Genomic DNA, 12,842 nt, shown 5'->3' on the forward strand with positions numbered 1-12,842 from the left:
CTATTCTGCTTTAAGGCTTATTTCTGAAGGTTTACAGAATGGTCCACCTTAAAGGGCAATCGTGCCCAGATGATCCGCCCCGCGCGCCCGGGCCAGTTGCATTTGCTTCTGCCGCTCCCGGAACCGGGCTTTGTCGGCCTCGCTGGTCTCATTGATGCACATATGACAGGAGACCCCGGCCTCGTACTCGGGGCGCGACTTGTCCTCGGGCAGCAGCGGGCGACGACAGCCGTGGCACAGCTCATGCGGACCTTCCTTCAGCCCGTGCCCGACAGAGACACGGTTGTCGAAGACAAAGCACTCCCCCTGCCAGCTGCTGTCCTGTTCCGGAACCTCTTCCAGATAACGCAGGATGCCGCCTTTCAGGTGGTAGACATCCTCTACGCCCTGACCCAGCAGGAAATTGGTGGACTTCTCGCAGCGGATCCCGCCGGTGCAGAACATCGCAACCCGCTTGTTGTGGAAGCGGTCCTTGTTGGCTTCCCACCAGGCGGGGAATTCCCGGAAACTGCTGGTTTCGGGGTCGATCGCGCCTTCGAAGGTGCCAATCGCCACCTCGTAGTCATTGCGGGTGTCGATCACCACCACATCGTCTGAGCGGATCAGATCGTTCCAGTCTTCCGGCTCGACGTAGTTGCCGACGCGGGCCTTGGGGTCCACATCGGGCTGGCCCATGGTCACGATCTCTTTCTTCAAACGGACTTTCATCCGTCCAAAGGGCGCATCGGTGGCGGTCGCTTCTTTCCACTCCAGATCGCTGCATCCGGGCAGGGCGCGGATATGCGCCAGAACGGCGTCGATCCCGGCGCGCGGACCGGCAATGGTGCCGTTGATCCCTTCACGCGCCAGCAACAGAGAGCCTTTGACCTCCTGTGCGAGGCAGAGATCCAGCAGCGGCCCCCGCAAAGCGTCGGGGTCGGAAAAGCGGGTGAAGTGATACAGGGCAGCGATGGTGTACATAGCCAGCCCTTTACACCAGAGTCCGAAAATCCTGCAAGACAGGCTGTCGTGACGGCCCGGCTTTTCAGCGTGGTAATTGGTCGCGTTGCCGATCAGGCAGCATGTCGGAATGCTTCGTCCCGCAGTGGGCGCGGGGATTGACGCAACAGATGCTGCGCCCTACGCCTTCTGAAACGAGACAGGATAGTTTCATGCCCAGTGCTTTGATCGTTATAGATGTTCAGAATGACTTTTGCTCTGGTGGTGCGCTTGCAGTGGCCGGCGGCGAAGAGGTCACCGCCCCGATCAACGCCATGATGGATCGCTATGATGCGGTCATCCTGACCCAGGACTGGCACCCGGCGGGACACTCCTCCTTTGCCTCCAGCCATCCGGGCGAAGCTGCCTTTGGCCTGGTCGAGATGCCTTATGGACCGCAGGTTCTGTGGCCCGATCACTGTGTGCAGGGTACCCCCGGCGCTGCCTTTCACAAGGATCTGCGGCAGGACGGGGATCTAATCATCCGTAAAGGGTTTCGTGCGGCAGTGGACAGCTATTCGGCCTTTTTCGAGAACGACAAGACCACGCCGACCGGGCTTGAAGGATACCTGCGCAATCGGGACTTGATGGATCTGACGCTGGTAGGCCTGGCAACGGATTTCTGCGTTGCCTTCTCGGCGCTGGATGCCGCGCGGCTGGGATTTGATGTCCGGGTTGATCTCTCGGCCTGCCGTGCCATCGATCTGGAGGGATCGCTCAATACAGCCTTGAAGGACATGCAGGAGGCGGGTGTCCATTTGGGCCAGGGACCTGCTTAGTGTTTCTTAAAGGGAGTTTCGTTAATTCAAAGAGCGGATTGACACGCGCAAGGATAGACGATGAATGAGCAGCGCATGTCTGGTAATGGACCGCTGACAAGCCACTACCAGAAGTATAGCTCGGCCGGCTTGTTTGATCGCTATTCCAGAGGGCGCATCAAGGGTTTCAAGTCGCGCCTTGTGTTTGCGGTGCTGGTGTCCCTTGCGCTGGCCTATCTCATCTTGCCTGCTGTCGCTCTTCTCAGCTTTCTGGCATCGATGCTCCCCGACCTTTTGGACTGCTGGTATCTGCATCAGGCCCGCAATCGCCTGCGCCGGGATGCCGCCGCTGAAAAACGGGTGCGGAGCGTCAGTTCCGCGACGGCAGCCCTTCACGGGATTGGCGTTGCCATCGCTGCCACGGCGCCGCTCTGGTCCGTTTATGTGGATGCAGGGTCGCCGGAGTTTTCGGAACGGCATGACCAGCTGTTTTCCATTGCCCTGCTGACCAGCGCGGCGATCAACGCAGGCTTGCTGTTTCCCTTCCACCGGATCGCGGTGTTCTTCCGTCTGGCGATCTATACGGCGACGCCTATCCTTATACTTATCGTGCGGGGGCCGGTGCTGCGCGGCAGCAGCACGGACACGCAGCTTCATTTCGCCGGGCTTTTGGTATTCTTTGGCTCGCTGATTTGGCTGCTGACCTTTACCACGCGCGGTTTCCACCGCACCCGCAGCAGCCTGCTGGCCCAGGCGCTTCAGCGGCAGGAGTTGGAGACCGCCTATCAGCGCCTTTATGCGCAGCAACTTGAGACCCAGCGGCTGGCGCTGGTGGCCCGTCACGCCAATGACAGTGTCATGCTGATGGACAAGACCGGCAATATCATCTGGGTCAACGATGCCTTCACGCGGATCACGGGATGGCGCGCGGAAGAGGCGATCGGCCGTCAGCCCGGTGATCTTCTGAACCACCCGGACACCGACCCGGCGAGCCTTGACGTCATTGTCGAAGGGCGCAAGAGGGAGGAGCCCTTCAGGGTACAGGTGCTGAACCAGCGGCGGGACGGGAAAACGCTTTGGCTGGAGACCAATCAGGTGCCGATGCGGGACGATACCGGCGCCGTCACCACCTATATCGCGGTAGAACGCGATATCACCGAGTCCAAGGAATACGCCGCCAAGCTGGAAAAGGCCCGCCTCGCCGCCGAGGAAGGCGCGCGGGCAAAATCCGAATTCCTTGCCACCATGAGCCACGAAATCCGCACCCCCATGAACGGGGTGATCGGCATGGCGCAGCTGCTCGAAGACACCGACCTGGATGAAGATCAGAAGCTCTATGCGGATACCATCCTTAGCTCGGCCCGGACGTTGCTGGATCTGATCAACGATGTCCTTGACCTGTCCAAGCTGAACTCGGGCGAGGTGTCCCTTGATGCCGTGGATTTCAATGCCCGCCGCTGCTGTGAAAACACCATCCGCCTGCTGAAGTCGCAGGCCGATGCCAAGGGGTTGAAGCTGGTCTTTGAGTGCGATGATACCGTTCCGGCGTTGCTGAATGGCGATGACCGCAAGCTTGGCCAGATCCTGACCAATCTGGTTGGCAACGCCATCAAGTTCACCGAGACCGGCCAAGTCAAGGTCACGCTGATGGCGGAAAACAGCGACAGCGGCCGGGACATCACCATTCATGTCGCCGACACCGGGATCGGGATCAGCAAGGACATGCTGAGCAAGATCTTCGAACGGTTCTCGCAGGCAGACGCCGCCATCAGCCGCCGCTTTGGCGGCACCGGCCTCGGGCTTGCCATCTCGCGTCGCCTCGCAGTGGCCATGGGCGGGGAAATCACCGTCGCGTCTGAGCCGGGGCAGGGATCCTGTTTCACGGTGCGCCTGCCCTTCCAGGAAGCGAAAGATCCTGCTGCCGCTGCCCAGCAGGCCTGCGGCGCCTCCGTTGTAGACGAAGAGGTGCCCGCGGCGCTGAACGGATTGCGCCTGCTGGTGGCGGAGGACAACAAGGTCAATCAGATCCTGGTCCAGAAGTTCCTCAAGGATTTCCCGGTGGAGATCGAACTGGCCGAGGATGGCGCCAGAGCGCTGGAACTGACCCAGTCTTTTCAGCCCGATATCATCCTGATGGATATGAGCATGCCGGTCATGGACGGTCTCGAAGCGACCCGGGCAATCCGGGCGTTGCAGATCCGCCAGCCGGTGATCATCGCCCTGACGGCCAACGCCTTTGACACCGACAAGGCCGATTGCCTGGCGGCGGGCATGGACGAATTCCTCACCAAACCGATCAACCGCAAACAATTGATCGATGTCCTGCTGACCCACGGGGGCCACAGACACAACCTGCGCGCAGGCTGATTTCCTTGCTCCGGGCGTGGGCCTGCCCTATCACGTTGTGAAACAACGGAGCGAGGCCGCCGGTGGATATTGCAACCCGCGTCTACAATCACAAATGGAAGATCGATCCGATCATCCGGTCATTGATTGATACTGATTTTTACAAGCTGCTGATGTGCCAGTCGGTGTTCCGCAGCAAGCCGGACACCCAGGTCACCTTTTCGCTGATCAACCGGTCTTCGCAGGTGCCGCTGGCCCGGCTCATCGACGAGGGCGAGCTGCGCGAACAGCTGGATCACATCCGGTCGCTGTCGCTGTCCCGCGGCGAAAGCACCTTCCTGCGCGGCAACACCTTCTACGGCAAACGCCAGATGTTCCGCCCCGATTTCATGGAGTGGTTCGAAGGCCTGCGTCTGCCGCCCTATCATCTGGAGCGCAAGGGTGATCAGTACGAGCTGACCTTCGAAGGCAAATGGCACGAGGTTATGCTGTGGGAGATCCCGGCGCTGGCGGTGCTGATGGAGCTGCGTTCGCGCGCGGTTCTGAACGACATGGGCCGGTTCGAATTGCAGGTCCTTTATGCCCGCGCCATGACCCGTGTGTGGGAAAAGATCGAAGCCTTGCGCAAGATCGACGGGCTGTCGATTGCCGATTTCGGCACCCGGCGGCGGCATGGCTTCCTGTGGCAGGACTGGTGCGTGCAGGCGATGATGGAGGGGCTGGGACCGAAGTTCACCGGGACCTCAAATTGCCTCATCGCCATGCGTCGCGAGGTCGAGGCGATCGGCACCAATGCGCATGAGCTGCCGATGGTCTATTCCGCCCTCGCCGAAACGGATGAGGATCTGGCCCGCGCGCCCTATGATGTGCTGTCGGATTGGCATGATGAACACGACGGCAACCTGCGCATCATCCTGCCCGACACCTATGGCACCAAGGGGTTTTTGGAGCACGCGCCGGACTGGCTGGCGGGTTGGACCGGGATCCGCATCGACAGCGGCGATCCCGCTGCGGGCGCCGAGGTCGCGATCAAATGGTGGCGGGACCGCGGAGAGGATCCGAAACAGAAACGGGTGATCTTTTCGGATGGGCTCGACGTGGACAAGATCGCCGAGCTGCACGCGCAGTTCGCGGGCCGGGTCAAGGTGTCCTTCGGCTGGGGCACCTTGCTTACCAATGATTTCCGCGGGCTGGTACCGGATGATGCGCTGGCGCCGTTCTCGCTGGTCTGCAAGGCGGTCAGCGCCAATGGCCGCCCCACGGTGAAACTGTCGGACAATCCCGAAAAGGCGATGGGACCGGCGGATGAAGTCGCCCGTTACAAGCGGGTATTCGGCGTGGGCGAACAGGAACGCATCGACGTCATCGTCTGAAGCGCTTCTAACGGAGGCGGTGGCTCCCGCGCGGAAGGCTCGCATGGAACATGCAAGTCTTCCCCTTGGGCCCCGCAGGCCGCGCCGAAGGCGCGGCCTGCGGCCTCGCGATGCGCAAAGCGCAGCGCAAAACCTCTTCTGTTGGGCTGTGTCAACCGTGATAGGCAGCGACGGTTTTCAGCTGGGAGAAGCCATAAAGCGCTTCAAAGCCTTTCTCGCGGCCATGGCCGGATTTGCCGACACCGCCAAAGGGCAGTTCCACACCGCCCCCGGCGCCATAGTTGTTGAGGAAGACCTGACCCGCACGCAGCTTCTTTGCCAGCCGCATCTGGCGGGCGCCATCGCTGCTCCAGACGCTGGCCACGAGGCCGTAGTCGGTGGAATTTGCGATCTCGACGGCTTCCTCTTCGGTGTCAAAGGGGATCATCACCTGCACCGGGCCAAAGATTTCCTCCCGCGCCAGCGCGTGATCGGCGGGCACATCGGCAAACAGGGTCGGGCGCACATAGGCACCGTCCTCGGGCGCGCCGTCCACGATAATCCCCTGCGCGGCCACGGTCAGATCCGACCCCTTGGCCAGGAAGCCTTCGACGATCTCCTTCTGCCGGGCCGAGATCAGCGGCCCCAGACGCAGGTCTTCCGGGGCCGGTCCTACGGTCAGCTCTGCGTAGGCGGCGGACATGCGGGTCTTGACCTCTTCATAGACGCCGCGCTGCACCAGAATGCGCGAGGAGGCAGAACAGGTCTGGCCGGCGTTCTGAATGCCCGCGTTGACCAGAAACGGCAACGCGGCATCCAGATCAGCATCGTCAAACACCAGCTGCGGGGATTTCCCGCCAAGCTCCAGCGTCACCGGCACCACGTTCTTGCCTGCGGCCTGCTGCACCAGGGCGCCGGTGGCCACCGAGCCGGTGAAAGAGATGTGATGCACGCCGGGATGCGCGGTGAGAGCCGCGCCGGCTTCGGCGCCCAGTCCCGGCACCACGTTCAGCGCCCCGTCGGGCAGGCCCGCATCCAGCGCCAGCTGGGCAAAGGCCAGCGCGGTCAGGCAGGCTTCCTCGGCTGGTTTCAGAACGCAGGCATTGCCCATCGCCAGCGCTGCGCCAACCGAGCGGCCGATGATCTGCATCGGGTAGTTCCAGGGCACGATATGTCCGGTGACCCCATGCGGTTCGCGCAGCGTATAGACGGTGTAGCCGTCCAGATAGGGAATGGTCTCCCCGTGTACCTTGTCCGCAGCGCCGCCGTAGAATTCGCAGTAGCGCGCCAGCGCCACAGCATCGGCACGGGCCTGGGTCAGGGGTTTGCCGACATCCATTGCTTCCAGCGCGGCCAGCTCATCCACCCGCTCCAGCACCAGCTGGCCGATGCGGCACAGGATACGGCCACGCTCCAATGCGGGCATCTGGCCCCAACCGCTGTCTAGCGCCGCTTCGGCAGCCCGCACGGCGGCGTCGATGTCCTTGGCGCCGCCACGGGCGATCCGGCACAGGTCGTTGCCGTTCGACGGATTGATCAACGGCAGGGTCTCCCCGCTTGCCGAGGCCTGCCAGCTGCCGCCGATCAGGCAGAAACTGGGATCGAACCAGATATTGTTTTTTTCAGTCATGAGTGGGTCCTGTAATCTGGAAGGAATAGCTTTTGCTTTGCAACTCGGTAAAGGGTGCGCCCTCGCGCAGCTCGGTAACCCCGGGCAGGACGCTCAGACAGGTGCCCCAGAAGGCCAGGGCCGACGGGGACTGGGCCGAAATGCCCATCCGCCAGCGCCCCGGAAACTCCTGAAACAGGATCTCTGCCGCCACCCGGCCAAAGCCATGGCGGCGATGCGGGGCAAAGATCGAAAACTCGGACAGCTCGCGCCGGTCGTCGGGCAGGTTCAGAACCAGGGCAAAGCCGATGCGTTTCCCGTCGTTCAGCACCCAGAAGGCGATGACATCCTTGCGGTGCAGCATCTGCCGTGCCCTGTCGCCCGGATCGATCCGGGCCTGGCTTGCGGTTTCTTCGAAATACCCCGCCAGAACACTGGTCAGAACCGCATGCTCCTTTGGCAGGATCAGGGACAGTGTCAGGCTCATGCCGCTCCCTGCGTCAGATCGGGCAGAACAGGGGCGGCGGCAATCAGGGCCTGCGTATAGGGATGCCGGGGCGCCGACAGCACCTCTTCGGTGGCGCCTTCCTCGACGATCTGGCCTTTCTGCATCACCAGGCAGCGATCGGTGATTGTGCGCACCACCGAAAGATCGTGACTGATGAACAGGTAGGTGAGCTCATAGGCCTCACACAGCTCGGCCAGCAGGTCGAGGATTTGCGCACGGACAGAGACATCAAGGGCCGAGACCGCTTCGTCGAACAGGATCAGCTCGGGCCGGGTGATCAGAGCGCGGGCAATGGCGATGCGCTGGCGCTGACCGCCGGAGAACTGGTGAATGTATTTGTTTGCATCCTGCGGCCCCAGGCCGACGGCGGTCAGGGTCTCCGCGATCAGATCGGTGCGGGCGCTGCCGGTGGGGGCATCGGGCTGGCTGTAGAAGGGTTCGGTGATCAGCCGGTCGACCCGGTGACGCGGGTTGAAGCTGCCAAAGGGATCCTGAAATACCACCTGCATCTTACGGCGCGCCTCGGCCGCGTGACCGGCCGAAATCGGCTTCCCATCAAGCAGGATTTCACCACTCTGAAGTGGCTCCAGCCCCAGAATTGCCCGTGTCAGGGTCGATTTTCCGCATCCTGACTCGCCGACAAGGCCCAGCCGCTCGCCGCGGTTGAGGGTAAAGGAGACCTCGTTCACGGCGCGGAAATGCTGCTGCGGGACAAAGGGTGATTTGCGCGGCAGGCGGTAGTCACGTACGGCGCCCTTGACCTCCAGCAGCGGTTTCGGCTCCGGCGCCGTTGGCAGGGTGACCTGATGCGAGGAGGCGGCGAAGAGCATCCGCGTATAGGGGTGGCTCATGTTGTGCAGCAGCCAATCGGTTTCCCCGGTTTCGACCACTTCGCCGTGGCGCATGACGACGATCCGGTCGGCCAGATCCGCCACCACGGCCAGATCATGGGTGATGATCAGCAGCCCCATGCCGAATTCCTGCACCAGATCCTTCAGCAGGTCGAGGATCTGGGCCTGGGTGGTCACGTCCAGCGCAGTTGTCGGTTCATCCGCGATCAGCAGTTTCGGGCGCAGGGCGATGGCCATGGCGATGACGACCCGCTGGCGCTGACCACCGGACAGCTCGTGCGGGAAGCGGCTGAGCGGGAAGCGATCCGCAGGCAGACCGACCCGGTCGAGCATGTCGCGGGCGCGTTGTTCGGCCTCTTGTTTCGTCATGGCGCCGTGGATCAGGATGGTCTCCATCACCTGATCGCCAATCGTCCTGACCGGGTTGAGCGCGGTCATAGGCTCCTGAAAGACCATGCCAATAGATTGACCGCGTAGGGCACACATCTGCGCTTCGCTTTGCCGGGTCAGATCGGTGTCTTCCAGCAGGATCTGCCCCTGGATTGTGGTCCGCTCGGGCAGCAGTTGCATGACGGAAAAGGCGGTCATGGATTTCCCGGAGCCGCTTTCGCCGGTGACGGCGACGATCTCTCCGGCAGCGACCGAAAGGGTCACGTTCTTCAGGATCGGGTGGCTGCCGATGGAGAGCGACAGGTCGGTGATATTCAGCAGGCTCACGTCTGGCGTCCTTCCATAAGATCACACCAAGGGGAGCGCCCGAGCCTGGCTGGGCGCAATGCGCCCTCCCGGGGGGAGGGTCGGGCGCGGCCCGGCTGTGCCGGGCACATGGCCATTGCGGAGATGTGGGAAAGCGGTGTCATGTGCGGGCCTCCCGCAGTTTGGGGTCCAGCCAGTCGCGCAGCCCGTCGCCCATCAGGTTGAGGCCAAGCACGGTCAGCACGATGGCCGACCCGGGAATGATCGCGAGATGCGGGGCAAAGCTGACCATGGTTTGCGCATCCGCCAGCATGCGTCCCCAGCTGGGGGTCGGCGGCTGCGCGCCAAGGCCGACATAGCTGAGGCCTGCTTCGGCCAGAATGCCAAGGCTGAACTGGATGGTGCCCTGCACGATCAGCAGGTTCGCCACGTTGGGCAGGATATGCTCGGCTGAAATCCGCGCTGCGCCTTTGCCCGCAACCTGCGCCGCGAGAATGAATTCCCGCTGCCAGAGCGACAGGGCCGCCCCCCGTGTGATGCGGGCGAAGACCGGGATATTGAATATGCCGATGGCGATGATCGCGTTGATGGCGCCGGGGCCAAAGATGGCGGTGATCAGGATCGCGATCACAAGCGACGGGAAGGCAAAGACCAGATCGTTGCCGCGCATGATCAACTCGTCCAGAACAGAGCCTTTGCGCGCCGCCGCCGTTAGCCCCAGCGGGATGCCGATGGCCATGCCGATACCGACGGCCACCAGCGCCACCGCCAGCGAGGTGCGCGCGCCCACCATGATCATCGAAAAGATGTCGCGTCCGAAGTGATCGGTACCCAGCCAGTGCACGGCGTTCGGCCGTTGCAACTTGTCCGGGATGGCCATCGCCGTGTGGTCAAAGGGCGTCCAGACGAACGACAGCAGCGCCGCCAGCAGCACCAGCGAGGACAGGAATATGCCAAGGAACAGACTGCGGCTCATGTACGGCTCCTTAGCCGGGGATCGACCAGCGCATAGGCCAGATCGACCAGAAAGTTCACGGTGATCACGGCAAAGACCAGAAGCATCACCACCGATTCCACCACGATCAGATCGCGGGAGGAAATCGCCTGGAACACCAGCCGTCCAAGGCCGGGCAGGTAGAACACCTGTTCGATGATGATCGCCCCGGCCAGCAGAAAGGAAAACTGCAGACCGATGATGGTCAGCACCGGGATCATCGCGTTGCGCAGCCCGTGCCGCCACAGCGCCTGCCTGCGGGTCAGACCCTTGGCACGAGCGGTGCGCATGAAGTCCTCGCCCAGAATATCCAGCAGGGCGGAGCGCATCACCCGCGCCAGAATGGCCGCCTGCGGCAGGGCTAGCGCGATGGCGGGCAGGGTCAGGGATTTCATCCCGGCCCAGATTCCGTTTTCCCAGCCGCCAAAGCCCCCGGCGCTGAACCAGCGCAGGTTGATGGCAAAGACAAGCACAAGCAGCATCGCAAACCAGAAGTTCGGAATGGCGACGCCCAGCTGGGTTGCGCCCATCACCGCCATGTCTCCGGGTTTCCCACGCCGTGCAGCAGCATAGATCCCGGCGGGAAATGCGATCAGCGTCGACAGCGCCAGCGCATAAAGCGCCAGCGGCAGCGATACCCACAGCCGGTCGGCGATCATCTCGGCCACCGGGGTGCGGTAGGTATAAGATGTGCCGAAATCGCCGGTCAGCATGCCGCCGATCCAGGTCAGGTAGCGGTGCAGCTTCGATTCATCGAGCCCCAGCTCACTGCGCAGGGCCGCCACGGTGTCAGGCTGGGCGTTGATGCCCAGCATGAAGGACGCCGGATCGCCGGGCGCGATTTCGATCACCGCGAAGATCACGATAGAGGCCACAGCCAGGCTGAGGCACAGCGAAAGCAGTCGTTTGAAAGAATATTGTATCATTGTGACACAGGCTAGAATCAGCAGAGGGATCGGTCCAGAGCAAGCAGCGCAGAGGGTGAAACTGGCGCTATTATTTTTGTGATCTGGCCGTGAAAAATCGCCATTTTGGTCATCTTTTGTGCGGCTAACGCGCAGCCGTCGTGAAGCGTGCGGAATCCGAGCTAAGCAGCAGACATCAAAGCCATTTTTTCTTCAGGGCATTCACGATTCGATATGCGAATCCGTCTGGTCCGAGCCGCTGGCCGACGGAGGGGTGAAAGTACGGTGCGGGCATGAAAAAGGGCGCGCCGCAGCGCGCCCTTTGTTGGGGTAGATTGGCAGGGCTTATTCGGCCCAGCTGACAGCAGTCAGGTCGGTCGCCTGTGTCGGCGCATTGGCCCAAAGACCCTGAAGATCAGCCTTTGCCACGCTGAGAGAAGCCAGCTGGAACAGGTACCCGTTGACGTAGTCGTCGGCGATGATCTTTTGCGCCTGCTGCAGCATCGCGGTCCGCTGATCGGGATCGGTGGTGCCGTTCAGGTCGGTCATCAGCTGCTGGAAGTCCGGATTGTCATACTGGAAGTAGTATTCCGGGCGGGCATAGATCCCGATGTCCATCGGCTCGGTGTGGCTGACGATGGTCAGGCCAAAGTTCTTGCCGCGGAAGACGGTTTCCAGCCACTGCGCCCATTCGACGTTGATGATCTCGGCTTTGATGCCGACATTTGCCAGCTGGGCGGCGATGATCTCACCGCCACGGCGGGCATAAGAGGGCGGCGGCAGGTGCAGGGTGGTTTCAAATCCGTCCGGCAGACCGGCCTCGGCCAGCAGCGCCTTGGCCTTTTCCGGATCAAAGGCGGACTGACCGGTCAGATCCACATAGGCCGGGTTGTGCGGCGCAAAATGGGTGCCGATGGGCGTGCCATAGCCGAACATGGCGCCATCGATGATGGCCTGACGATCGATGGCATGGGCCAGCGCCTCGCGCACCTTCACATTGTCAAAGGGCGCCTGTTTGTTGTTGGTCGACAGGATGGTTTCCCCCTCGGTCGAACCGACCAGAACCTGGAACCGCGGATCGGCGTCGAACTGCGGCAGGTTCTCGGGCGCGGGGAAGCCGGAAAAAGCATCGACATCCTCGGCCATCACGGCTGCAAAGGCGGCGGTGGGGTCCGAGATGAACTTGAAGGTGGCCTTGTCCAGTTTCGCGGGGGTGCCCCAGTAATCGGCGTTCTTTTCCAGATCGATGCGGTCGCCCTGCACCCAGCCTGCGAATTTGAAGGCACCGGTGCCCATCGGCGCGGTCTTGATGTCCTCGATGCTTTCCGGCGCCACGATCACGGCATCGCCCCAGGCCAGATTGAACAGCAGGCTGCCGTTGGGCTGGCTCAGCGTGACTTTGACGGTCATCGGATCAACCACGGTGACATCTGCGATGTCCGAGAACAGCGCCTTTTGCGCATTTGTGCTGTCTTCGGCGCGGGCGCGGTCCAGGCTGAATTTCACGTCTTCGGCGTCCATGGTGGTGCCGTCATGGAAGGTGACGCCGTCGTGCAGGTGGAATGTATAGGTCAGACCGTCCTCGGAAATGTCCCAGCTTTTGGCGAGACCCGGCACAACCGAGCCATCCCCCATGAAGCGGGTCAGACCTTCGAAGACGTTGGAGTAGAGGACCTGATCGATGGCCCCGGCAGCGGCGCTGGTCGGGTCCAGATGCGGCGGTTCCAGCTGCAGACCGATGGTGACGCTGTCTTTGGCCCAGGCGGCTGCGGTGCTCAGCGCCAGCGCGGAACCGGCGGCAAAGAGGATGGATCTGAATGTCACTTTGAAACTCCCTGATGTTGG

General features: G+C 62.2%; 10 protein-coding genes. 3 read left to right on the forward strand and 7 right to left on the reverse strand.

Features of this window, described 5'->3' with window-relative positions; all coding sequences use genetic code 11:
* Positions 1-48: 48 nt before the first annotated feature.
* On the reverse strand, positions 49-960 hold the full coding sequence (gene trhO, locus SM765_RS15630; protein WP_274835436.1) for an oxygen-dependent tRNA uridine(34) hydroxylase TrhO: 912 nt from the start codon (positions 958-960) through the stop codon (positions 49-51).
* Between the two features lie 191 nt (positions 961-1,151).
* Between trhO and pncA the strand changes: the two genes are divergently transcribed.
* The 3 genes from pncA to pncB all read left to right on the forward strand — a co-directional run bounded on the left by pncA (position 1,152) and on the right by pncB (position 5,455).
* A complete protein-coding gene (gene pncA / locus SM765_RS15635; RefSeq protein WP_065272209.1) occupies positions 1,152-1,757 on the forward strand; it encodes a bifunctional nicotinamidase/pyrazinamidase in 606 nt (201 codons plus the stop codon).
* A gap of 75 nt (positions 1,758-1,832) precedes the next feature.
* The gene (locus tag SM765_RS15640; protein WP_274837923.1) at positions 1,833-4,103 is read left to right on the forward strand and encodes a PAS domain-containing hybrid sensor histidine kinase/response regulator; all 2,271 of its coding nucleotides are present in this window, start codon (positions 1,833-1,835) and stop codon (positions 4,101-4,103) included.
* A 62-nt stretch (positions 4,104-4,165) separates the two neighbouring features.
* Complete coding sequence (gene pncB, locus SM765_RS15645) at positions 4,166-5,455, forward strand: nicotinate phosphoribosyltransferase (protein ID WP_065272211.1); 1,290 nt, start codon at positions 4,166-4,168, stop codon at positions 5,453-5,455.
* 151 nt (positions 5,456-5,606) lie between these two features.
* Here pncB and SM765_RS15650 read toward each other — a convergent pair whose 3' ends face one another.
* From SM765_RS15650 to SM765_RS15675, 6 genes are all read right to left on the reverse strand, one after another.
* Entirely contained in the window at positions 5,607-7,064 is a 1,458-nt protein-coding gene (locus SM765_RS15650; protein WP_368981627.1) for an aldehyde dehydrogenase family protein, read from the reverse strand.
* The gene (locus SM765_RS15655; protein ID WP_065272213.1) at positions 7,057-7,530 is read right to left on the reverse strand and encodes a GNAT family N-acetyltransferase; all 474 of its coding nucleotides are present in this window, start codon (positions 7,528-7,530) and stop codon (positions 7,057-7,059) included. Before SM765_RS15655 ends, SM765_RS15650 begins: the two co-directional genes overlap by 8 nt.
* Positions 7,527-9,119, reverse strand: a complete 1,593-nt coding sequence (locus tag SM765_RS15660; protein WP_065272214.1) for an ABC transporter ATP-binding protein — start codon at positions 9,117-9,119, stop codon at positions 7,527-7,529. The genes SM765_RS15655 and SM765_RS15660 overlap by 4 nt, the downstream gene beginning before the upstream one ends.
* 139 nt (positions 9,120-9,258) lie before the next feature.
* On the reverse strand, positions 9,259-10,074 hold the full coding sequence (locus SM765_RS15665) for an ABC transporter permease (RefSeq protein ID WP_065272215.1): 816 nt from the start codon (positions 10,072-10,074) through the stop codon (positions 9,259-9,261).
* Positions 10,071-11,018: an ABC transporter permease gene (locus tag SM765_RS15670; protein WP_065272216.1), complete on the reverse strand. Its 948-nt coding sequence runs from the start codon at positions 11,016-11,018 to the stop codon at positions 10,071-10,073. The genes SM765_RS15665 and SM765_RS15670 overlap by 4 nt, the downstream gene beginning before the upstream one ends.
* Before the next feature lie 324 nt (positions 11,019-11,342).
* Positions 11,343-12,821 (reverse strand): ABC transporter substrate-binding protein, encoded by a 1,479-nt coding sequence (locus SM765_RS15675; protein WP_274837924.1) that lies wholly within the window; start codon positions 12,819-12,821, stop codon positions 11,343-11,345.
* Between the last annotated feature and the right edge of the window lie 21 nt (positions 12,822-12,842).

Origin of the sequence: Pseudophaeobacter sp. 1A09344 (assembly GCF_041008745.1) — a bacterium.
GTDB classification, from domain to species: domain Bacteria; phylum Pseudomonadota; class Alphaproteobacteria; order Rhodobacterales; family Rhodobacteraceae; genus Phycobacter; species Phycobacter gallaeciensis_A.

Coding starts and splice junctions, on each gene's coding strand:
- trhO (WP_274835436.1), bottom strand. CDS start 960: ATGTACACCATCGCTGCCCTGTATCACTTCACCCGCTTTTCCGACCCC.
- SM765_RS15670 (WP_065272216.1), bottom strand. CDS start 11,018: ATGATACAATATTCTTTCAAACGACTGCTTTCGCTGTGCCTCAGCCTG.
- SM765_RS15640 (WP_274837923.1), top strand. CDS start 1,833: ATGTCTGGTAATGGACCGCTGACAAGCCACTACCAGAAGTATAGCTCG.
- SM765_RS15650 (WP_368981627.1), bottom strand. CDS start 7,064: ATGACTGAAAAAAACAATATCTGGTTCGATCCCAGTTTCTGCCTGATC.
- SM765_RS15665 (WP_065272215.1), bottom strand. CDS start 10,074: ATGAGCCGCAGTCTGTTCCTTGGCATATTCCTGTCCTCGCTGGTGCTG.
- pncA (WP_065272209.1), top strand. CDS start 1,152: ATGCCCAGTGCTTTGATCGTTATAGATGTTCAGAATGACTTTTGCTCT.
- SM765_RS15655 (WP_065272213.1), bottom strand. CDS start 7,530: ATGAGCCTGACACTGTCCCTGATCCTGCCAAAGGAGCATGCGGTTCTG.